The following is a 22,412-nucleotide window of genomic DNA, read 5'->3' as shown; positions in this document are numbered from 1 at the left end:
CATTATTGACGAAATAAGTATACAAGCAGTTACTTGTCATCAGTGAATTATATTGTCAACTGCGTGAAATGGTAGAAAGCCATGCCTTGATGGAAAACCTTGATTGGGAAAACTACAGAGTGTACCATGCTTCAAGTTTCAGTTGAAAAAGGTATAAAAACTGGTTTTCTCACTATCCTGAAGAAGGACATAAGTTAGTTCCGCCTCTGCCATATTTTTGACCCACCTAGGACAAGATATTGATCCAGCTATGACATTAGTGAACCAATGAAGAGAGGGAAAGACAGCGATATTTATAAACAGCCATTGAAATATGAAACCTTTCAATGGCTGTTAAGTTTATTTAAAGTGTTTTCCGTCTAGTTGTTTATTGATAATATCAAGTGCCCAGTTAACGAGTTCATCATGATCTAAATGCTTTTCATCCTCCCATATACACACTGCTAAGAGTTTATCTTCCACTTCCTACATTATTTCATCTGGTAAAATTGTGGAAGAAATATCTTGCTATACGAAGCTCTACTTCCTCTGGGATCATCTTGTTGCCGCCAGTCCGTTACGCTCTCTCATGGAGACTGTACCGTCAATCAGTATGTTGTAAGAATCTGTACTATTCTGTCTAGTATCGCGTCTGCCAAGGTACCTTCACCAATTTTTTCATGCCATCCTCTAGGATCGAATTGAGAACAAAATATCGTAGAACCATTCTGATGGCGTGCTTCTACGATTTCAAGAAGATCTCTTGCTTCCGTCTCTAACGATACCCTTTTATAATGCAAACGTCGATAATCTTTTTTACACTTTTCAAATAATAATTCACGTAAGTGCGCTAAATCCTTAATAACTGGAGATGGAGTAAAAAGTTATAACGCACATACCCCACTTTATTTTCCATGTGTCCCTTTTCATTGCCTTTTCTTGGGTTGCAACTTGCAGGTCAAATCCATAATGACTCGCAACACGTTGAAAGGCATCAGTGAAAATAGTTTCTTGACCACGGCTTCTTGCCTTCACGACCGCTGCTGAAAGATTATCTAAACGAAGCTTTCTAGGGACAAATCCCGCTTGTTTAAAGAGCACTTTGAGTCCTTCAAGAAAACACTCCTGGCATCCTTTCACTCTCCCACCATTGATTAGACACCAATAACGGTAGGGTATTTTGAAGGGGCTGGCAAGCCATTCTTTTTATGCAACCTTCTAACATTTTGATTGCAATACTCTTAACTTTTATTATGCATTAAACAATACACCCAAGTGAATAAAAATGGACGTAATTGCCATAATAATTCATACAGGGAAAGTTGGTTGGGCTTTTAACCTTCTTTATAAACTGACGATTTAAATCTGACCGCGCTGTACTCAATTAAATCACGGCATAGCTCAACCCGCTTTCAATATTTAAGAACGCAGCATACTCATTTTTCCAGCATAGAGATAAAAAATTCCTATAGCACCATTTGATGCGTGTAATAGTTGGAATTCCCACGAGGATTCCCCCATTCTCAGTGGCTCAGATCACCTGCCATAAAACCAATTAATTGACAATCTGTCATATAACCCTTAAAATTTAATTGTAATTAAAAATATATGAATTAAATATAAACAAAGAAAAGGATGATATAATATGGGTAGATTAGATAATAAAGTTGCCATTGTTACTGGTGGAGCAGGAGGTATGGGGGCCAGTCATGTAAGAAGATTCGTTCAGGAAGGTGCGAAAGTAGTTATTGCTGATTTGGCTGAAGATCCCGGGAATGCTTTAGCGAGTGAACTTGGGGGACAGGCTGCTTACATGAAATTGGACGTTTCTGATGCAGCAAGTTGGGAGAACTTAGTTAAGGAAACGGAAGAAAAGTTTGGACCTATTAATATTTTAGTGAATAATGCTGGAATCAGTATCCCTGGTAATACGCAGGAAACGCCATTTGAAGAATACCAAAAAACAATTAAAATTAACCAGGACGGCGTTTTCCTAGGCATGCAGTATGTATATCCTTCTATGAAAAAGGCGAACGGGGGATCCATCATAAACATTTCTTCATCTGCCGGTATCAACAGTAGTCCTAATACAAGTGCTTACACAGCTTCCAAGTTTGCTGTAAGAGGTATGACAAAAGCGGCTGCATTAGACTTCGCGCCGGATAATATCCGAGTGAATTCTGTCCATCCGGGACTGATTCAAACTCCGATGGCGGAAGACGAAGAAACCAAAAAAGTGATGGATGCATTAAAAGAAAATGTGCCTTTAAAACGATTAGCGACACCGGAAGAAGTAACCAATTTAGTGTTATTTTTAGCGTCAGATGAAGCAAGTTATTGTAATGCTTCCGAGTTTATTATTGATGGCGGTATGTTGGCTCAATTGTAATATCTATATCTATACTTTAAACTACCTGATGCAAGTTCATTGGGTAGTTTTTTTGTTGGGATTAATACGGGGACGGGAGCCTTTGACTAATGATCATAGGCGGAGACAGGCATGAATTGGGGCAAAGGCAATCTCTCTTTTCCGAGTACATGGTACCTCCCGGTTCCGGGTGAATCGGTGTAATATACTTGTTTTCATTTCCGTGTTTTCCTGCATGTCACCATCAACCTCATATGATCCCGGTTTCCGATTTTATTAAAGTTAATAAATTGAGAACTTAGATCAATTTTTCCAGTGATCTCCTCCTGTTCTTCTGATCTCATCCCTTGCAATATAATATAAGATAATTTGGTTTCTATTTCATTAGAGTTTGGTAAAATAGTAAACATAGAAAACATTCTTTCGTTGGTGTCGTTTCACGTTTTTCACCAAAAATGATGTACATTATAGCTTGACTGCTATGCATAATGTTCTATACTTATTGATAGCACTTTCAATTCCTATTGTTTTTTACAAAAGGGGGTGGATCGTAGAATAGGATTAAAGGTAGTGACGTAATCATATTAGGTAGTGATGTTACTATGTATATGCATCCTGCACAAATCCAGCCATTATTAATAATTGGACAAATATGATTCGTTCTAAAATGTCATTTATACTATTTTGTTAAAGGGGAGTTTTATTATGTTAGATATAGCAGTTCTATATTTACCTATAGGGCGTAAGACATTTGATTTAGAGGCAGGAGAATATATTAGATCGGAAAGTCAAGCTTTATTAGAGGGGAATTGCGAAAAAGTATATAGTCCAAATGAAATCTTAACTTCAGTGGAGGATTTGGAGTCATTCCTTCATACAATACAAACAAAAAAAGTTGATATCATCATTTATCAAAGCGTTACCTTTGCCGATGCGGAATTTATTACGAAAACCATAGAGTTATTTTCACAACCGGTTATCGTCTGGTCTGTTCGCGAACCAGGTGTCGGTGCTCGCTTGCGTCTCAACTCACTGACTGGCGGGAATGCTACAAGTCATACGCTGAAGTCACATGGACGATTTTACCGATTTCTATTTGGTAATCCGGATGAAGTTAGTCTTCAAAATCTATTATTCACGTACTTAAAAACAGAAGAAGTCGTTAATCAGCTTGCAACCTTAAAGGTAGGAGTAGTTGGAGAAACCCCGCCAGGCTTTTATTTCAGCGGTACAGATGCTTCGGCATTAAAAGAAAAGGTTGGAGCCACCGTGCACCACATTGATCTTCATAAAGCATTTGATGCATGCAAAGAGATCTCCGAAGAAGAGTATTTAGAGGTTATTGAACGGGCTGGGAAACAAGTAATTGGATTAGATCGAACCGATGAAAAAGTTCAAAAGTTTGCCAGATTTACTGCATATGTCATGCAGTATGCCAAACAGTTTGGGATTAACGCATTTGCTATTCGTAATTGGCCAGAATTCTTCAACGATTATGGTGCGGCAGCAGATTCAACGTTATCGCATTTGACGGAAGAGGGACTCGTTGCAGCCAATGAGTCAGATATACACGGATCCATTTCGATGTATATTTTGCAAGAGCTTAGTGGGGAAATACCGTATTTAGGTGATATGGTGCATTTGAATGAAGATAACAACTCCGTTACATTTTGGCATGATGGATCTGGTGCATACTCGCTTGCTAATCCTAAAACAGGGGCAAAACCAGGGGTTCACCCTAATCGAAAACTAGGTTTGACAATGGAGTTTGGTTTAAAACCTGGACGTGTTACAATTTTTCGACTAAGCAAGGTGGCGGATGAATTCCGTTTATTCATTATGAAAGGTGAGGCATTAGATTCACCTCAACAGTTTTGGGGTACTTCAGCTGAAGTAAAGTTGGATAATGATGCAGTGAAGACGGTGTATGATTTAATGGATGACGGGTTAGAACCGCATTATGCCCTTGTTTATGCAGATGTAGCTGATCACTTAGTAGACTTAGGAAAGAGATTAGGCATCAAAACGATAAAATATTTTTAGATGGTTAGACAGTAGAATAGGATGATAGGTGGGCTGGTAGAAGAAATGCAGCAAATTACAGACTAAGTATATGTAAATCTCACATTTCTCACTTAATCATTAGAATAGGCCAATATTTTATTAAGCACTTTCACTAACGCATAGAAAAAAAGATATGACATTTTAATTAACAAGCATTTTAGCACCTGCTAAAATGCTTGTTAACTTTGAATTGACTGGGATAGTCTCTATCACGATCGTTTCCTCACTTTTGGTTGTAACTAAAATAACAAGTCCACATTCACCGTTTTTCTTTCTGTTTTTTCTCTCTTTTTTGGACGACCTCACTTGTGTTTATATTTTTATTTCCTGCTGTCTTACTACATATCCTCGCCCCATCTCCTGCTTTTTTACTCTAAACGTAATATTAATTCCTATAAATGCTGAAGATTCTAATAGTTTTTTAAATAGTGATGAATAGAAAAAGGAACGTTAATGTTTTGAGGGCGGTATTAATTGTGGAAAGACTTAAAGCAAGAAAAGAAGTAGTTACATGGACATAAAATTTAAAGTTTTAAAAAAAACCTTGCATTTATGTGTACGCTTACATTATAATAAGAGCTAAACATCATTATGTTTTATAAAAGGTCATTATGTTAAGGGGGTGTAAACATGATTGAAGAATTGAAAGCTCACAATCCTTTACTTACTGTAATGGATGTCCGTGAAGATGCATTTAAGATATACGGTAAGGTACTTGAGGACTTTCCTTTTTCGAAGGTTAATGAATTGATGGAAAATATAGATATTCCCAAGGAGGGGAATGTATATGTTGCCACTGAACAAATATTGGAGGACGAAGATTTAAAATCATTTATAGAAAAAAGGTATTATGGAGGTATGGATATACAGGTTGGTTACTGTAATGGCAAAAATTCAAATCTAAATGGAGTTGAATACCACAAAGGCAGTGAAATTAATGTGGCAATTACAGATTTTGTTCTTCTTTTAGGCCATGTAAATGATATTCAAGAAGGAAGCTTTTCAGTCAAAGATGTGAAAGGGTTTTATGTACCTGCTGGAACAGCTATTGAAATTTACCAAACTACGCTTCATTTATCACCTTGTAAGACTTCAGACAAAGGGTTTAAATGCGTTGTGGTCTTACCTAGAGGCACAAATGATCCAATTAGTGATGAGGAAAAAGAATTTGATGAGCGGTTGTTTATGAAAAATAAATGGCTGCTTGCACATCCTGAAAATGAACGTTTTAGAGCAGCGGGTGCTTACGTTGGAATTAAGGGTGAAAACATTACAGTAAGGTATCCATCTAAATAGACAAAGATCAAATGAAAAAATCTTAATACTTCAAAATGATTGGATCAAAATTTCTATAAATAAAAAATTTTAATTTGAGACAGAATCATCAATATTCAATCAGTATAAGGAGGATAAAAATGGGAGGTATTGTTTTTACTCTAGGGTCATGTATCTTTTTTATGGCTTTAGTTGCTTGGTATTCCTACAGAAAAACAAAGAATACAGTAAGTGATTCAGTGGGGTATTTTCTGGCTGGCCGCGGGTTAACAGGTGGATTTATTGCGGGATCCCTTATTTTAACCAACTTATCAGCAGAACAGTTGGTTGGTTTAAATGGACAAGCTTATAGTGCCAATCTATCCAATATGGCTTGGGAAGTGACGGCTGGGTTATCTGTTATAATTTTGGCGCTTATATTATTACCACGCTATTTAGGAGGGTCGTTTACTACGCTTCCTGAATTCATAAATAACAGGTTTGACCAAGGAACGAGAATGTACGTGGTATTACTTTTCATGCTTGGATATGGTCTGGTTACTATTCCATCCGTATTATATTCAGGCGCCATTGCAGTATTACAGTTATTTGACGTTCCATCGTTGTTTGGAATATCCTTTGAACAAGCTATGTGGCTTGTTGTTTGGATTATAGGTATTATTGGTTCATGTTATGCCATTTTTGGTGGACTAAAGGCGGTCGCTATTTCAGACACACTTAACGGTATTGGGTTACTTCTGGTTGGGATACTAGTACCTATTCTTGGGTTCATCGCTTTGGGTGATGGAAGCCTTTTAGATGGAATGAAGACAATAACGTTAAACAATCCAGAAAAACTAAATGCAATCGGTTCGAGTGATGATGGGGTGCCGTTTGGAACAATATTTACAGGTATGATATTTGCAAACTTGTTCTACTGGGGTACGAATCAGTATGTAATTCAAAGAACACTTGGAGCAAAAAGTCTGGCTGAAGGTCAAAAAGGTGCGTTAATGACAGGCTTTTTAAAGATCTTGGTTCCTTTTTTAATGATGATTCCAGGCATCATTGCCTATCATATATACGGACCTGGTCTACAGACAATGGACTTGGCTTATCCAACTTTAATTAGTGATATATTTCCAACTTTCTTAAATGGTTTTTTCCTTGCAGTGTTGCTTGGCGCTGTTTTTTCTAGTTTTAACTCGTTATTGAATAGTGCTTCAACTATGTTTGTTTATGACGTCTATAAAGTAAAAATCAATAAAAATGCAACAGATAAGCAAATGATACGGATAAGCCAATGGTTTGGTACAGGTTTGGCGTTAATAACATTTTTCATTGCACCGTTATTACTTAAGGCACCTGATGGTTTATGGACCATAATTCGAGAGTTTACCGGATTTTTTAATATACCTATTATAGCAATAGTTTTAGTCGGTATTTTCTCAAAGCGTGTTCCGTCCATTGGGCCAAAAATTACAATTATATTTCACGTTATCACTTATTACATGTTGATTTGGGGATTCCCTATGTTATTTGGATTAGAAATACCAATTAACTTTATTCATATCCAAGGTTTATTATTTGTAATTGAAGTAGGCATAATGCTTGTCACAGGCATGGTAAAACCACTGCCAGAGAAATTTAAGTTTAAGCCAGATGCATCTGTAAGTTTGGTTCCGTGGAAATATACCATTCCAACAGCCATCACTTTATTTAGTGCGATGGTATTCAGTTACATTTTATTCTCACCAATAGGGGTTGCTTCTCAAGAGGGGGTTATTTCCAATTGGTTTTGGCCTGCTACTATTGCTCTAGTTGTTGTTACGATAATTCTTATTGTTATTTCTGTTAAATCATGGAGCGAAAAATATGAAAAGCTGCTAGTAACCAGGCATGAACAAGAGTTGCAAAATGCTTCAAAACATAAGCTTGCAAAATAGGAATATGTATACAAAATAAACTTTGTCGATAAAGTGAAAGGGGAAAAAAATGAGTACATTAACTAATTCTAAAATACGTTTCACCCAACATCAGGGAAAAATCAGTGTGAATTATGATGGCAGGTTAGTATTTTCCCATACTCCAAGAGAACCAGGACTATATGTAGGAAAAGGAAAAGAAACTGTAGAGATGTACCGTGGGAACTTTGATATGAGCGACTATGTTTCAGAAAGAATTGGATTAAATGTTAAAGAGGTCATAGAGAGGGATAACATACTTAAAATTGATTGGAATGTTCACCCTTCAGATGAGACAATAGTTCTTAGCACTGAAATTATGGAAAGGGAAGGTCGTCTATATATTAACCTGCATCAGTATGACGAATCATACAATCGCAGTTGGATACGTATCCCTGCTAAAGAGGAAGAAAAAATCTATGGGGGCGGGGAACAACTGTCATATCTTAATCTAAGAGGTCGGAACTTTCCGCTTTGGACTTCTGAGCCAGGTGTAGGAAGGAATAAAGAAACGTATACAACCTTCCAGGCAGATGTTAAAGACAAAGCAGGTGGAGATTATTACACAACCAATTATCCGCAGCCTACATATATGTCTACGGAGAAATACTTTTGCCATGTAGACACAACGTCCTATGCTGACTTTGATTTTAGGGATGCGAACTTTCACGAGCTTCATTTCTGGGAGGTTCCAAGATCAATCATCATATCTACAGCTGAAAATTATAAAGAACTTCAGCAAAAAATAGCTAACCTTCTTGGAAAGCAGCCAGAACTGCCAGATTGGACTTATAACGGTGTATGGCTAGGAATACAAGGCGGTACCGATGTTGTAGAAGAGAAATTACACAAAGCTGAAGAGGTTGGGTTAAAGGTTGCGGCTGTTTGGTGTCAGGACTGGCAGGGTAAAAGAATTACCTCTTTTGGAAAAAGGCTTCAATGGAATTGGCAGTGGGACGCTGAACAATATCCTGGATTGGAACAAAAAATAAAAGAATGGGAAAATCAAAACATTCGTTTTCTAGGTTATGTAAACCCTTATTTAGTTAACGATGGGGCATTGTTTCAAGAAGCACAAGAACTTCAACTTCTTGCAAAGAACGAGCAAGGAGAGGATTATTTAGTCGATTTTGGGGAATTTTACTGTGGAGTGGTTGACTTCACAAACCCAAAAGCAAAAAAATGGTATAAGGAAGTTATAAAAAAATACGCTATTGATTTTGGTATGAGTGGTTGGATGGCTGATTTTGGTGAATATTTACCAACTGATGTTGTTTTATATGATGGTTCTTCAGCTATGAAAAAACACAATGAATGGCCCGTCCTTTGGGGTAACGTTAATAAGGAGGCTATCAGTGAAGCTGGAAAATGGGGAGAAATTGTTTATTTTATGAGGGCTGGATATACAGGGATACAATCTAATTGTACACTGTTATGGGCTGGTGACCAGAGTGTTAATTGGAGTATGGATGATGGACTAGCTTCGGTAATTCCAGCAGCCTTATCTGCAGGAATCAGTGGAATGGGGCTTCATCATTCAGATATTGGTGGTTATACGAGTTTGCATGGGAACAAGCGAAGTAAAGAATTGCTGATGCGCTGGGTGGAATTAGCCGCTTTCACTCCGGTGATGAGAACCCATGAAGGGAATAGACCAGACGATTGCTTCCAATTTGATGATGACATGGAATCTTTAGTTCACTTAAAAAAAATGACTGATGTTTATTCTTCCCTGTCACCTTACTTGAAGGTTTTAGTAAAAGAAAACGCAAAAAAAGGTATTCCTGTTCAGCGGCCGCTATTCTACGAATTTGAAGATGATGAATATGGCTATGATATCCAATATCAGTATATGCTAGGGCCGGATCTACTGGTTGCCCCAGTATATCAAGAAGGAAAAAACACCTGGGAAGTTTATCTTCCTGAAGATCAGTGGGTTCATTTGTGGAGTGGCAATACTTTTAAGGGTGGGCATGTAAAAGTGGATGCCCCTATTGGAGAACCGCCTGTCTTTTATAGGAAGAAATCTGATTATGCCGATCTTTTCGAGGAGATATCTAAAAATTAATTGTCCATAAATCAACTTTCAAATATGCTAGTCCAGTGATTGATGGTATATTCTTCATCAGTTTTGCCAAAAGTGTCCATTCTTATCTAGCAGAAATGGTCTATTATCGTTTAGCGGTTACAACAATATACTTGGCAAAACTGATGATTGTATGACTATGCAAAAAACTGATGGAACAACTTGTATAATCAAGCAAACTATAAAAATAAAAGGTTACTACCTATTTAAATATGTAATAACCTATGATATACTAGATTCATGAACAGTATTGAAGGGTTCGAACCTCATTACGCCCCGTATATAATGAAGTAGCATATGAACGCATTGAACTTTGTTGTCAACTTGGTTTTACACCACAGTTTATAAAGAGGATGGAAGGGAGGGAAACTTATGAGAAAAATTGCCATTGGTCAGGCTGGTGGCCCTACAGCTGTGATCAATGCTACCCTTGCTGGTTTTGTAAAAGAAATGATGAACGATCATTCCCTTACTTTTATCCGAAATGGCTATGATGGTCTCGCACATGGTGAATTTATTGATGGTGACCAAGCGATGCTAGAATGGGTGATTCAAAATAATCATGTACCAGGGGCCTGCCTTGGATCAGGTCGTTATCCTTTATCTGAACAAAACATTACAAATTGTATTAAACACTTAAAGGAAATCGGAGCGGAGGCTCTTGTTATTATTGGCGGGAATGGCACGATGGAGGCATTAAGAAAAATAGAGGCAGGCGCTGCTCGAGCAGGATATGACTTACAGGTCATTGGTCTTCCTAAGACAGTGGATAATGATCTGGGGGGTACTGATCATGCTCCTGGTTTTGCCAGTGCAGCTCGTTATGTGGCGCAGGCTACATTAGATATAGGCCGAGATCTTCATTCTATGAGAAACTTCGAGCAGGTTCGTATTTTGGAAACGATGGGAAGGAACGCAGGATGGCTTGCATCTGCATCCGGTTATCTTCGTAAGTATGAAGAAGATGGCCCACATTTTATTGCAATACCTGAAAGACCAATGAAGCGGGATGAATTACTGGATTCTATTGATATAGCAATTCGGCGTCATGGCTGTGCTACGATTGTAGTGAGCGAAGGAGTACGGTGGAGTGAGGGCAATCAAGTCGAAAGAGAAGTAATTAACGGACGACCAGTCCTTGGTGGTATTTCTAATGAAATAGAGTCCTTTCTAAAAAAGGAATTAAAAATAATGGCACGCTTTGAACTATTGGGTATGAATCAACGGAGTTCTTCGGCAACAGTTTCAAGGATAGACTATAAGGAATCCTTTCTTGTTGGTGTTACTGGCGGGAAATGGATTAGAGAAGGAAAAACCGGAATCATGGTATCCCTACAAAGAAATGGGCAATTCGGCTATAATTTAAATATAATACCGGTCGGATTGAAGGAAGTCGTTCAGGCTGGAGAACGTAGGATGCCAGATCATTTTATCGATGATTTAGATACTTATTATCAATGGCTTCGTCCACTTATTGGAGATGACCTTGTTTCATATCCTTCACCGACACCAAGGAGAGATATTTATGCCAAGGAATAACAAACTTGATTTCGAAAAAGGGGAAGCTTTATACGTACAAATTAAAGACATTTTAATTGAACGTATTCAACAAGGGGTTTGGAAACCTAATGCTCTTATACCAACAGAACAAGAATTAATCAATGAATTTAATGTTAGTCGAACGACTATTCGCCAAGCCATCAATAAGCTTGTTGAAAATGGCTTGGTTGAAAAAAAACAGGGCAGGGGCACGATTGTTCGCCCGCAAAATCTTATTGGCAATCTTGGAAAATTGAGGGGTTTTGCGGAAGAAGCGAGAGAACGAGGACAAATACCACGGTCAAAGCTGTTACGAAAAGAGTTTAAGACAGGGTTTTTTCATGAACAAGATGTACTAAATGTGCAAGCGGATGAACCGATTCTTTTAGTTGAACGGATACGTTTTGCTGATGATACCCCAATCGCACTTGAGCGCACATGTTGGCCTCGGGAAATTGGAGATATTTTAATAAAATATGATCTGAATGAAGTACATTATTATGATGTATTAGAACAGTATAATATCTATTTAAATAAAGCCAATGAAAAGATTAGGGCTATTAATGCAACGATTGATGAAGCTGATCATCTAGGTATTCGTCCTGGAGAAGCTCTTCTCGAAATGACACGATTAAGCTTTGGCGTTAATGATCATCCGATTGAATATACGAAAACGAAGTACCGAAGTGATAAATATCAATACAATATTGAGTTGAAGAGATAGGGAGGGGAAAATTATGCCATTTATTAACGGTAAAGTAATGTTAAAACATGCTCGAGAAAATGGATATGGAGTGGGCGCGTTTAGTGCCCATAATGCGGAAACAATTCTTGGAATCCTGGAGGCATCAGAGGAAGAGCAAGCTCCAATTATGATACAGATTGGACAAAAAGTTATTCAAACACTGGGAATGGAATCTATGAAAACATTAATTGATATCTTTTCAAAAGATTTCACTATCCCGATTGCTATTCACTTAGATCATAGCCGTGACTTTACCCAAACAATGAAGGCCATCCAAATGGGTTTTCAATCCGTAATGTTTGATGGATCCGGTTATTCATTTGAGGAAAATACAAAGACAACAAGCGCGGTTGTGGAAATTGCCAACTCACTTGGAATTGGTTCAGAAGGTGAGATTGGAAAAATAGGCGGAACAGAAGATGACATTACTGTAGATGAGAAAGACGCCCTCATTACATCAACTGAAGAAGCAGTAGCATTTGTTGAAGCAACTAATGTGGATTACCTTGCTGTATCGATAGGTACTGCACATGGAATATATAAACAAACGCCTGATCTGCGGTTTGAACGATTAAATGAAATATCAAATGCAGTAAAGCGTCCAATAGTCCTCCACGGAGGATCTGATGTCCCGGATGATCAAGTAAAACGTGCCATCACATTAGGTGTTGCAAAGATTAATGTTGATACAGAATTACGACAAGCATTTACAAGGGGTGTTCAAGAAGTTTTTCATGAAAATCCAGATGAATTTGTACTTGCAAATTCACTAGGAAATGGGAGAATCCGAGTGAAGGAAAAAGTTCAGGAAAAAATTCGTGTGTTTGGAAGTAATGGAAAAGCAAAGGATCTTTTGTCAAACAAAAGGTTATAACGTTATAACATAGGAGGATGATGAATAAATGACTACTACAAAGATTTCAAGTCCAACTTATGGCTTATACATTCAGGGAGAATGGCGGGAAAAGCAGAATACTAGTGAAGTAATAAATAAGTATACACAGGAATCAATCGCAAAAACCTCAGTTGCAGACAAAGGGGATATTGAAGATGCTGTAAAAGCTGCAAAAGAATCACTGGATTCCCCTTTTTCACCGTATGAGCGCTATACAATACTAAAAAAAGCTGCAGAGGGCCTAATTGAAAGACAGGAAGAATTGGCGTTAGTTTTGGCTGAAGAGGTAGGAAAGCCTATTGAAGAATCTAGAGGAGAAGTTGGACGCGCAGCACTTACCCTTGAAAATTCAGCAGAGGAAGCTAAACGTATAAGTGGAGAAGGTGTTCCAGTAGAAGCTGCACCTGGTTCTGAGAATCGCCAGGCAATGACATTAAGAGTTCCAGTCGGTGTTATTGCAGCTATCACCCCTTTCAATGTTCCTTTGAATCTAGTATGTCATAAAGTAGGTCCAGCAATAGCTTCAGGGAATAGTGTAGTTTTAAAACCGGCAGAGGTAACACCACTTTCTGCTCTTATGTTGGCGGAAATTTTTGAAGCTGCCGGGTTGCCAGCTGGTCGCTTGAATGTAGTGACAGGGAAAGGTTCACAGATCGGTGAGTGGTTGACATCAAATAACAATGTTAACATGTTCACCTTTACAGGAAGTCCGAGGGTTGGACAGATCATCCGCGAAAGGGCTGGAATTCGAAAAGTTACGTTAGAGCTTGGAAATAATTCCGCGACAATTGTTCATAAAGATACTGACATAGAACATAGTGCAACACTTACTGCTCAGAAAAGTTTTAACAACGCTGGTCAAGTTTGTATCTCAGTTCAGCGTGTCTATGTTCATGAAGATATTTATGAAAGATTCCTTTCAAAAATGAAAAAAGTAACGGAAGCGCTCGTTGTAGGTGATCCGAAAGATCCATCAACGAATATTGGACCTATGATTGCTGAAAAAGAGGCAATTCGAGTTGAGGGTTGGGTGAACGAGGCTGTCGAGCAAGGGGCTGTTGTAGAGACAGGTGGAAAACGAGATGGTGTTTTTTATCTGCCTACCATTCTTACTAACGTAAAAGATGATATGAAGGTATGTCGTGACGAAGTATTTGGTCCAGTTGTTGCAATTAACACATACCGTGATGAAGAAGAGGTCATTTCCCGTGTAAATGCTTCAGAGTACGGCCTGCAAGCTGGACTTTTTACAAATAGCCTTGACTTTGCAATGAAAGCTGCGAAAAAAATTGAAGTTGGCGGGCTTATTGTGAATGACACATCCGGATACCGAGTCGATCATATGCCTTATGGCGGTGTGAAAAAGAGCGGATCGGGAAAAGAAGGTCCAAAATACGCAATGGAAGAAATGACAGAAGAACGATTAATTGTTTTTAATCTTTAGAATGGATAGGAGCCCTTATACGGGCCCCTCTTTTTACCTTTATAATTAAGGGTATGTAAAATAAGGAGAGCGGAGTCATTGATATTTACAATCTTGTTACCAATTGTTTTTGTGTTTGGTATTGGATTTATTGCTCAGCGTCTTTTACGGTTAGAAACTCAAGTGATATCAAAGTTTGCTTTATACATACTAGTTCCCTTTCTCGTGTTTCGGACTTTTTATGAACAATCTATAAATGTTTCTTATAGTTATATGATAATTTATATGCTTGGACTTTGTATTGCTATTATTTTAATAGTAAATATTTTATCAAAGGTTTTCGGGTATTCGGAACAACAACGTTGTGGACTTGTGCTTTCAAGTGCCTTCATGAATAACGGTAACTATGGAACACCGCTGGTTCTCTTTTTATTTGGTGTCGAGGGAATGAAGATAGCTATTGTACTCATGGTGATACAGCAATTATTAATGAGTACGTTAGGTGTTTATTATGCAGCAAAAGGGAGCCCAGATCATGACGGGGTAAAGGCAGCCTTAAAGGCAGTTAGAAGATTGCCTATGGTTTATGGTGCAATATTAGGGGTTGCCTTTAATTTGCTGGAAATTCCACTTGGAAATATTAAAAATGGAATTGATATTATTGCAGACGCTGCCATACCTACTATAATGGTAACTTTAGGAATGCAACTCGCAAATATAACCATCCAAAAAGTTGATTGGAAAAAGTTATCTACAGCTCTCACATTAAAACTGGTTACAGCTCCCATAATTGCTGCACTTATTGTGTTGACTATGCCAATTGATGAGATGTCCAAACAAATTATGATTATTATGGCTGCAACTCCTACAGCCGCTAATACAACCATGTATGCAATTCAGTTTAAAGTGGAATCACAAAATGTATCGAGTGCCACTTTAATCTCCACAATCATGAGCTTGGTAACAATACCAATTGTAATCTTTTTTACAATGGGCGTATAAAGATATTGATATACAATGGGCAAAGCAGTAAAAGATACATGTCATAATAAGCATAGTTATTGAACAGGGGGAAACATGTTTGGAAAAGTTAACTGGAATATTAGCTGCTGTCAAGGATATGAAGGGTTTTGACAGGTGCTGTAGCAGTAACCACATCTAATTCAGATCTGTGGGAAAACCGAGAACAAAATTTGGAGGGTTTGTATGACTTATAGCTATGTATCTCATTTATATTGTCCAAAGTGCGAAAATATTTATAGTACAAAGGAAGTAAACCAGTTATGTGAATGTGGATCACCATTGCTTGTTTCTTACAAAATAAATGAACTAAAAGAAGCTTTTAAACGAGAGGATTTGGTTGGACGTGCTCCGGATTTATGGCGTTATCATGAATTATTACCAGTTGAAGATCCGCAATATGTGGCCACATTAGGTGAGGGCATGACTCCAATGCTTTATATGAATAAAATAGGGAAACAAATGGGAATTCCTAACTTATTTATGAAGGATGAAGGCTTAATTCCATCAGGCTCATTTAAATCAAGAGGAGCTGCTGTAGGGGTATCTAAAGCCAAAGAATTAGGTGTAGGGAAATTGGCTATGCCTACTAATGGAAATGCTGGAGCAGCCTGGTCATTATACTGCGCACAAGCGGATATTAATTCAACTATTGTAATGCCAACTGATGCACCGGAAATAACCAGGAAAGAATGTGTTGCCGCAGGAGCTGACCTCTATCTTGTGGATGGCTTAATCGGTGATGCAGGAAAAATCGTTGGTCAAGCTGTAAATGATTATAATTTATATGATGCTTCTACACTAAAAGAACCCTATCGAATTGAGGGTAAGAAAACAATGGGACTTGAAATAGCTGAGCAGTTTAATTGGGAGGTTCCTGATGTCATTCTTTACCCGACGGGGGGAGGAGTTGGATTAATTGGGATTGATAAAGCTTTTCATGAATTGCAGGAGTTAGGATGGATAGATGAGGGGAAGATGCCAAGGTTAGTTGCTGTTCAATCCGAGGGGTGTGCACCTATAGTGAAGGCTTGGGAAGAAGGAAAATCAAGCGCAGATCCTTGGGAAGATGCTTCGACTGTTGCATTTGGTATCAATGTGGCTAAAGCTCTTGGCGATTTTTTGATTTTAGATGCTATCAGGAAAACAAACGGTTGTGCAATATCTGTTAGTGATGATGACATTTTAAAAGAGCTAAGTATTGTGGCAGCCACCGAGGGTGCTTTTGTCTGCCCTGAGGGTGCAGCAGCATTTGTTGCGGCTAGAAAATTACGGGAACAAAATTGGATTAAACATGATGAACGAGTAGTGGTATTGAACACGGGAGCTGGTATCAAATACCCTAATACGATTGAAGTCGATGTACCTATCCTGCAGAAGGGTGAAAAATTGTAAGAAATGCCGCCGCAGTCTGTAAAAGTGATGTAGTATCCCTATTACTAACTAGTGGGGATACTATATCATAACAATTGGAAAACTATGAGTTGAACTGTTTATTGGTAAATGAAAGGATATCACAAGTAATAAAGAACTTAAAAGGGTGATGCATATTTCCCTTTGAAGAATAGAAACTGTTCAGTAAACAGAAAGATTGGGACAACACGCGCACCGCTTTATGTATCCTGCTGCAGCCGAAACTTTCTAGCACTCTAAAACCCAAAAGCAGGGGAAAAATTTATGGAAGTGGTAATTAGAAGTGCTCTAAAACCCAAAAGCAGGGGAAAAATTCATGGAAGTGGTAATTAGAAGTGTCCTAAAACCCAATAGCAGCAATAAAATCCATAGAATTGGTTAATAGATATGCTCTAATGCCTAAAACCTGCAAAAAAATCAATTGAACTGTTTAATAGAAGAACAGCCTTAGTTTACATCATATGCCCCGAATGTGTATTGTCCTTTGTTACCAACACCTGCTCCACCCGAGACAGTGGATTCAGCAACAAAAGCACCTCCATTCCGCTCATATCCGGCAACCGTTTAACGAAATCTTTCATCTCTCCCTACCAAAGCTGAAGGAAGCTAATTCCCGAATGGGATAGAAGGCATCTTCCTCTTCCAGCAGCTTTTAGCCCTGCCAATGAATCATTTTTATTGGACAGGACCCGATGTTTTTCCAACTCCATTCTCTGTTTGTACCAAAATCAACACATCAATTATTCCCAAAATACTAAATTGACAAAAAATAGATTTGTTATATAATTAATAGATACATATAGATACATATTTTGCGGGAGGTGTAACAGGACGGACGGGAAGAAAGTTTCTATAAAAATTTGAAAAGAGGGTGGTACAATGTATGGAAAACGAATCATATATGCTTTTATGAGTATCATAGTTTTATTGGGAATCGTGGCTCAAGGCAGCCCTGCACAGGGTCAAAGTGAGCAGGCTTACGGAGATATCGCGCTTGATCACATTTCCCACCTGGCTGACGAAATCGGGGAACGGGTGGCCGGAACGAGTGGTGAAGAACAAGCCCGGGATTATCTATACCAAACATTTAAAGACTTAGGCTACGACGTTGAAGTACAGCCATTTATTTTTGGAAGCAACGGACAGGAATCTTCCAATGTGATCGCGACAAAAGAAGGCTATCTGGATACTGAAAAGCAAATCATTATTGGCGCTCACTATGACTCTGTTCGCAATGTCGAAGGGGTGGATGACAATGCGTCAGGTGTCGGTGTCATGCTGGAGGCAGCTGAAAGAGCAGCGGCAGCGGACAGCCCCTACACCATTCATTTTATCGCTTTTGGTGCCGAGGAAGTTGGGCTGCGCGGATCACATTATTACGTCTCTGAAATGACCGATATAGAGATCGAATCCACGATGGCGATGATTAACTTGGATAGTCTTGCAGCCGGCGATTATATGTATGTACACGGCGGAATAGCAGACGGATCGATCAGGGAGATGGCATTGGATATCAGTGATAACCTTGGCATTGACCTGCAGATCAATCCCGGACTAAACCCGAACTATCCTGAGGGAACGACGGGAAGCTGGAGTGACCATGCCGCATTTGAAAATGCAGGCATCCCGATCGGATACTTTGAGTCTACTAATTGGGAAATCGGCGCCCTTGATGGATATACGCAAACCGAAGAGTTCGGCTCGATTTGGCACAACCCCGCCAGGGACAACATGGCCTTTATTCGGGAAAATCTTGCTGAGAGAATGGACAGCCATATAAAAAACTACGCGCAAATTTTAACTGAATTGGTTCACGAGCTGGTTGCTCCGCCAAGTGCAGAAGGTATCCGTACTGCTATTGAGGAACTTGAAGCAGAAGGTGAAATTGATAATGCGGAAGCTATCCGCGTTTTACAGATTCACTTAATAGCGGTTGGCCAATATGAAAACCAAGGGGAAGTAGAAAAAGTGATCAGGCACATGGGCGGTTTTCAAGTACTGCTTGATCATCAAAAAGATCAGGGAATGATTTCCGAAGAAGCATATGAACAACTCAGTCACGAGTCCGATCTGCTGATCCAGGAATGGGAACGGTAAGATAAACAAAAATGGCGTGATGAATCTCGATTGGGGTTATCATCATGGAACACATATGAAAACAGGGATTGTTGGGGGCGAGACAGCCCCCTTTTTGCCTGGCTTTCGAAAAATCCTTTACATAAAATCACTCTGGAAGAATGCAAATCACCTTATGCTTGCAATCATGAATCCCCTACTTTTTCCCCGTCGTGCGCGGCAATGGATTCAACAGAAGAAGCATTTCCAATCCGCTCATTTCCGGCAGCCGTTTAACGAAATTCTTCATCTCTCCTTTTGTACCAAAGCTGAAGGAAGCTAATTCCTGAACAGGAAAGAAGGCATCTTCATCCATTGCCAGCTCCAATATATGTATGATAAACATACCGTCCCTTTTCTCCGAAAGCAAGGTAATTCCCAGTTCCTGATGAAAATATACTCGTTTCCATTTCCATGTTTTCCAGCATGGCATCATCAAAACGTACTTTTTTTCCCGAATTCATGGCATTTCCCCTTATTAATTTTCTATTTTCTTCATCCTCTTTGCTGTGTTCTTTCATCACTTCTGAGTTTTCGATGTCTTTCCATAAGGATCCGTATCTCTTCCTATTGCTGACCAGTAAGCACACCACCTTTAAAAAGGTTTTGGTGTGCTTTTTGCTGCTTAACGATAAATCCCTTTTACTCCAATCATGCAGGATAGGGTCCGTTCATATTGTTTCTTGAATATGTAATGGGACAATGGCAGTGGCAGCTGCCTATTATTTTTAAAAGTAATGAGTGTTTGATTCTGTTGTTTTTGAATGTGTGCAATATGGTTGAAAAAGATCCAGTGGCAATTGAAGTCTGTTGTGGCGTGGGTTGGGAATGTGAAGATGGATGAAGCTGATAGATGTTGGAAGAGGTGATGTTCGGCATGCTGTTTGAAGTTGGTTGACTGTACTTTTAATCTTCTTTCCATTCTGCTTTCATTTGTTTGTACTCCTGTAAGTATTCATCTGAGTTGAATCCTAATTCTATTTGGAGCAGTGCCAGTATGTAAGAGCCCACTTCTTTATGTCCGAGTTCAATTGCATTGAGGTGCTTGGAGTCAATGCCGATATTCCAGGCCAGTTCTTCCATGGTCTCCCCCTTGAAGACCCTTCTTTTACGAATGACTCTCCCAACGGCTATTTGAAATATTTTTTTGTCTCTGTTCCTCATTCTCTTTCTCTCGTCCATCGTTAACCGTCCTTTTCTACATTATCTTAATGCTGCAATGATCCATATTGAGATAACATTAACTGGCACTTCTACATTCGCCTTATCCTTCGATGTATGCCCCCGTGCTGGCATGAACGCTGTTTTATAAATTCATTGAATTTTGCTTGATGAAGAAACACAAAGTTGTACACGACTTGCCCTAGAAAAATAAATGACTTTTCCCTAATAAACAGGTTGGGATTCCAGTCTTGTTTTTTCTTCTTTTCCTTGCCGCAATAAACGAAGGCCATTCAATATTACCAGAATAGTAGAGCCTTCATGGAATAACACTGCCATCGGCAAATTTAACAGACCAAATATATTTAATATAACCAGTGTGATAATAACACCAACCGAAAAGACGACATTGCCAACAATAATCCGGTTTAATCTGTGACTCAATGTAAAACTGTAAAAAAGTTTCTCCAAATTGTTTTTTACAATGACAACTTCGGAAGACTCCATGGCAACCGATGAACCGCTCCCCATTGCAATTCCTATATCCGCGTTTGCAAGGGCCGGCGCATCGTTAATACCGTCCCCGATCATTCCGACAACTTTATCTTTTTCCTGACTTTCATTTACATATCTGATTTTATCTTCTGGCAGACAGGATGCAACGTAATCATCAATGCCTACTTCTTCCGCAACTTTCTTTGCTACGGTTTCATTATCTCCTGTTAACAAAGAAACCTGAATACCCTCTCTTTGGAATCCTGCAACAGCATGGGCCGACTCCTCGCGCACTTGATCAGCAAGTGAGAAGTAGCCTGCAATCTGATTATTTTTTCCCACAAAAATATTTGTATTTCCCTCTATTGCTTTACTAAGGTATTGATGGGGATCTACAAAAAGCTTAAAAGCGGACGGCTTTCCAACCATGATATCGCCTTTTCTCATTCCCGAACCAGCTACTTCTTCCACTGGCTGTGTCCGGTCAACACTATGCAGATCCAAATCTTTAAATGTATTGACAATCGCATCAGCAATTGGGTGACTGGATTGTTGTTCCATATACACTACTTCTTTTAATATATCCTCATCTGCTGCGTAATCAACCACTTGAAACGCTCCATGCGTTAATGTGCCCGTTTTATCACTATAAAGAATATCCATCGTACTGAGTGCCTCCATCGCTGCTCCGCCCTTAAATAACACACCGTTTCTTGCACCGTTGCTAATGGCACTCAAGGTTGCAGGAGTCGCTGAGGCCACTAATGCACATGGACTCGCTACAGTTAACATAACCATCCCTCTGTAAAAGGCTTCCTGAAACGTGAAACCATTAAAGGTATACAGGATAAAAATAAAGATTGGAACCCCGATCAGCACCCCAATGACATATTTGGATTCAATGCGATCAATAAATTTCGAAACTTTAGATGGTCTGTTTTGCGCTTCTTCCACCATTCTGATTATATTGGAAAAAATGGTTTCATTGCTTAACTTGTTTACTTCCAGATAAAAGACATTTCCCTCATTAATTGTGCCTGCAAAAACCTCATTCCCTTTTTCTTTCGTTACAGGAACAGATTCCCCGGTTAATGCCGATTCATTTATCAATGTTTTCCGATCAGTATAGCCGTCAATCGGAATCTGATCTCCTTTTGACACTATCACAATATCCCCTAAACCCAATTCTTCCGTAGGCACCTTGTCAATTTCGCCATTTTCTTTTAAAACATGTGCTGAGGAAGGGACTTGTGACATTAATGCAGAGATGGCCTTCGTTGATTTGTTTGATGCGTAATCTTCTAATACTTCGGCTCCGGCAAAAATCAGTAATAATACTGCCCCTTCCGATTCATAGTTAATAATAACAGCTCCAATTGCTGCTAAAATCATCAGCAAATCGACATTAGGGGATTTTGACTTTACTGTATCCACCACGGCATTTTTTGCAGCAAAGAATCCTAAAAAGAAGATGGCAGCATAAAATGAAATCCGGCTGATGATATCAACAAAGGGCATGAAAATAAACCCTAGTATAATGAAGAAAATACCTGTGAGCAAAAACTGACCGGGACGGCTTTTAAGCAGGTAGTTCAACATTTTACATAACCCCTTCTAAAATGACGTTATTTATAATTACTATAATTATTATAACACTAAAGTATATAATTGTCAAAATAATTGAGAATTTTTAGTATAATTGAGAATGAATATCATCATCGATTAGCTCTGTATTATTCATTTTCATTACTGGCCATTAAGAAAAAATAAAATATTCGCTGAAGAGGATGTCGTGCAGGTTTGGGACTATCTTGTAAATGAAGTGAATTATATATTATGAAAAGCGGGTGACCGTCTTTAATAGGTGATCGCTTTTTGTTTTTAATTGGGA

17 protein-coding genes and 1 pseudogene are annotated in these 22,412 nt (G+C 38.8%); 12 read left to right on the top strand and 6 right to left on the bottom strand.

Annotated features, from left to right (window positions below; all coding sequences use genetic code 11):
- Window positions 1–534: 534 nt before the first annotated feature.
- A pseudogene (locus tag GHD25_RS20145) lies at window positions 535–758 on the bottom strand (ATP-binding protein); the annotation flags it as partial.
- 866 nt (window positions 759–1,624) lie between these two features.
- Here GHD25_RS20145 and GHD25_RS05195 point away from each other — a divergent pair.
- Both GHD25_RS05195 and sftI read left to right on the top strand, forming a co-directional pair.
- Window positions 1,625–2,368 (top strand): SDR family NAD(P)-dependent oxidoreductase, encoded by a 744-nt coding sequence (locus GHD25_RS05195; RefSeq protein WP_164215312.1) that lies wholly within the window; start codon window positions 1,625–1,627, stop codon window positions 2,366–2,368.
- Window positions 2,369–3,052: 684 nt separating this feature from the next.
- A complete protein-coding gene (gene sftI / locus GHD25_RS05190; RefSeq protein ID WP_164215311.1) occupies window positions 3,053–4,390 on the top strand; it encodes a sulfoquinovose isomerase in 1,338 nt (445 codons plus the stop codon).
- 162 nt (window positions 4,391–4,552) lie between these two features.
- On the opposite strand, the gene GHD25_RS05185 is transcribed toward sftI, so the two are convergent.
- Entirely contained in the window at window positions 4,553–4,717 is a 165-nt protein-coding gene (locus tag GHD25_RS05185) for a hypothetical protein (RefSeq protein ID WP_164215310.1), read from the bottom strand.
- Window positions 4,718–5,041: 324 nt separating this feature from the next.
- Between GHD25_RS05185 and GHD25_RS05180 the strand changes: the two genes are divergently transcribed.
- From GHD25_RS05180 to GHD25_RS05135, 10 genes are all read left to right on the top strand, one after another.
- Window positions 5,042–5,707, top strand: a complete 666-nt coding sequence (locus GHD25_RS05180) for a DUF4867 family protein (RefSeq protein ID WP_164215309.1) — start codon at window positions 5,042–5,044, stop codon at window positions 5,705–5,707.
- Between the two features lie 119 nt (window positions 5,708–5,826).
- Window positions 5,827–7,611 (top strand): solute:sodium symporter family transporter, encoded by a 1,785-nt coding sequence (locus GHD25_RS05175; protein WP_164215308.1) that lies wholly within the window; start codon window positions 5,827–5,829, stop codon window positions 7,609–7,611.
- 49 nt (window positions 7,612–7,660) lie between these two features.
- Window positions 7,661–9,697, top strand: coding sequence for an alpha-glucosidase (locus tag GHD25_RS05170; RefSeq protein ID WP_164215307.1), 2,037 nt, complete (start codon window positions 7,661–7,663; stop codon window positions 9,695–9,697).
- Between the two features lie 390 nt (window positions 9,698–10,087).
- The gene (locus GHD25_RS05165; RefSeq protein WP_164215306.1) at window positions 10,088–11,254 is read left to right on the top strand and encodes a diphosphate--fructose-6-phosphate 1-phosphotransferase; all 1,167 of its coding nucleotides are present in this window, start codon (window positions 10,088–10,090) and stop codon (window positions 11,252–11,254) included.
- Entirely contained in the window at window positions 11,241–11,978 is a 738-nt protein-coding gene (locus GHD25_RS05160) for a GntR family transcriptional regulator (RefSeq protein ID WP_164215305.1), read from the top strand. The genes GHD25_RS05165 and GHD25_RS05160 overlap by 14 nt, the downstream gene beginning before the upstream one ends.
- 13 nt (window positions 11,979–11,991) lie before the next feature.
- The gene (locus tag GHD25_RS05155; RefSeq protein ID WP_164215304.1) at window positions 11,992–12,873 is read left to right on the top strand and encodes a class II fructose-bisphosphate aldolase; all 882 of its coding nucleotides are present in this window, start codon (window positions 11,992–11,994) and stop codon (window positions 12,871–12,873) included.
- Window positions 12,874–12,901: 28 nt separating this feature from the next.
- Complete coding sequence (locus tag GHD25_RS05150; protein WP_164215303.1) at window positions 12,902–14,338, top strand: aldehyde dehydrogenase family protein; 1,437 nt, start codon at window positions 12,902–12,904, stop codon at window positions 14,336–14,338.
- A 78-nt stretch (window positions 14,339–14,416) separates the two neighbouring features.
- Window positions 14,417–15,319 (top strand): AEC family transporter, encoded by a 903-nt coding sequence (locus GHD25_RS05145; RefSeq protein WP_240452222.1) that lies wholly within the window; start codon window positions 14,417–14,419, stop codon window positions 15,317–15,319.
- 204 nt (window positions 15,320–15,523) lie between these two features.
- Complete coding sequence (locus GHD25_RS05140; protein ID WP_164215302.1) at window positions 15,524–16,732, top strand: threonine synthase; 1,209 nt, start codon at window positions 15,524–15,526, stop codon at window positions 16,730–16,732.
- Between the two features lie 897 nt (window positions 16,733–17,629).
- On the top strand, window positions 17,630–18,847 hold the full coding sequence (locus tag GHD25_RS05135; RefSeq protein ID WP_164215301.1) for a M20/M25/M40 family metallo-hydrolase: 1,218 nt from the start codon (window positions 17,630–17,632) through the stop codon (window positions 18,845–18,847).
- A gap of 175 nt (window positions 18,848–19,022) precedes the next feature.
- Here the strand turns inward: GHD25_RS05135 and GHD25_RS05130 are convergent, their stop codons facing one another.
- From GHD25_RS05130 to GHD25_RS05115, 4 genes are all read right to left on the bottom strand, one after another.
- Window positions 19,023–19,301, bottom strand: coding sequence for a hypothetical protein (locus GHD25_RS05130; protein ID WP_164215300.1), 279 nt, complete (start codon window positions 19,299–19,301; stop codon window positions 19,023–19,025).
- Between the two features lie 189 nt (window positions 19,302–19,490).
- On the bottom strand, window positions 19,491–19,787 hold the full coding sequence (locus GHD25_RS20375) for a competence protein ComK (protein WP_164215299.1): 297 nt from the start codon (window positions 19,785–19,787) through the stop codon (window positions 19,491–19,493).
- Window positions 19,772–20,047, bottom strand: coding sequence for an FAD-dependent oxidoreductase (locus tag GHD25_RS05120; protein ID WP_164215298.1), 276 nt, complete (start codon window positions 20,045–20,047; stop codon window positions 19,772–19,774). Before GHD25_RS05120 ends, GHD25_RS20375 begins: the two co-directional genes overlap by 16 nt.
- Before the next feature lie 204 nt (window positions 20,048–20,251).
- Window positions 20,252–22,120 carry a heavy metal translocating P-type ATPase gene (locus GHD25_RS05115; protein ID WP_164215297.1) on the bottom strand — a complete coding sequence of 623 codons (1,869 nt, stop codon included), beginning with the start codon at window positions 22,118–22,120 and terminating at the stop codon, window positions 20,252–20,254.
- Between the last annotated feature and the right edge of the window lie 292 nt (window positions 22,121–22,412).

The organism is Virgibacillus aidingensis (genome assembly GCF_010994035.1).
Taxonomy (GTDB): Bacteria; Bacillota; Bacilli; order Bacillales; family Amphibacillaceae; genus Virgibacillus_N.
The sequence above is the reverse complement of the archived record's forward strand: the minus strand, read 5'-3'. Positions and strand labels throughout refer to the sequence as shown.

Excerpts from the sequence above, each read along its gene's own strand:
- GHD25_RS05195 (WP_164215312.1), top strand. The coding sequence starts at position 1,625 with ATGGGTAGATTAGATAATAAAGTTGCCATTGTTACTGGTGGAGCAGGA.
- sftI (WP_164215311.1), top strand. The coding sequence starts at position 3,053 with ATGTTAGATATAGCAGTTCTATATTTACCTATAGGGCGTAAGACATTT.
- GHD25_RS05180 (WP_164215309.1), top strand. The coding sequence starts at position 5,042 with ATGATTGAAGAATTGAAAGCTCACAATCCTTTACTTACTGTAATGGAT.
- GHD25_RS05175 (WP_164215308.1), top strand. The coding sequence starts at position 5,827 with ATGGGAGGTATTGTTTTTACTCTAGGGTCATGTATCTTTTTTATGGCT.
- GHD25_RS05170 (WP_164215307.1), top strand. The coding sequence starts at position 7,661 with ATGAGTACATTAACTAATTCTAAAATACGTTTCACCCAACATCAGGGA.
- GHD25_RS05165 (WP_164215306.1), top strand. The coding sequence starts at position 10,088 with ATGAGAAAAATTGCCATTGGTCAGGCTGGTGGCCCTACAGCTGTGATC.
- GHD25_RS05160 (WP_164215305.1), top strand. The coding sequence starts at position 11,241 with ATGCCAAGGAATAACAAACTTGATTTCGAAAAAGGGGAAGCTTTATAC.
- GHD25_RS05155 (WP_164215304.1), top strand. The coding sequence starts at position 11,992 with ATGCCATTTATTAACGGTAAAGTAATGTTAAAACATGCTCGAGAAAAT.
- GHD25_RS05150 (WP_164215303.1), top strand. The coding sequence starts at position 12,902 with ATGACTACTACAAAGATTTCAAGTCCAACTTATGGCTTATACATTCAG.
- GHD25_RS05140 (WP_164215302.1), top strand. The coding sequence starts at position 15,524 with ATGACTTATAGCTATGTATCTCATTTATATTGTCCAAAGTGCGAAAAT.
- GHD25_RS05135 (WP_164215301.1), top strand. The coding sequence starts at position 17,630 with ATGTATGGAAAACGAATCATATATGCTTTTATGAGTATCATAGTTTTA.
- GHD25_RS05130 (WP_164215300.1), bottom strand. The coding sequence starts at position 19,301 with ATGATGCCATGCTGGAAAACATGGAAATGGAAACGAGTATATTTTCAT.
- GHD25_RS20375 (WP_164215299.1), bottom strand. The coding sequence starts at position 19,787 with ATGGAAAGAAGATTAAAAGTACAGTCAACCAACTTCAAACAGCATGCC.
- GHD25_RS05120 (WP_164215298.1), bottom strand. The coding sequence starts at position 20,047 with ATGGACGAGAGAAAGAGAATGAGGAACAGAGACAAAAAAATATTTCAA.
- GHD25_RS05115 (WP_164215297.1), bottom strand. The coding sequence starts at position 22,120 with ATGTTGAACTACCTGCTTAAAAGCCGTCCCGGTCAGTTTTTGCTCACA.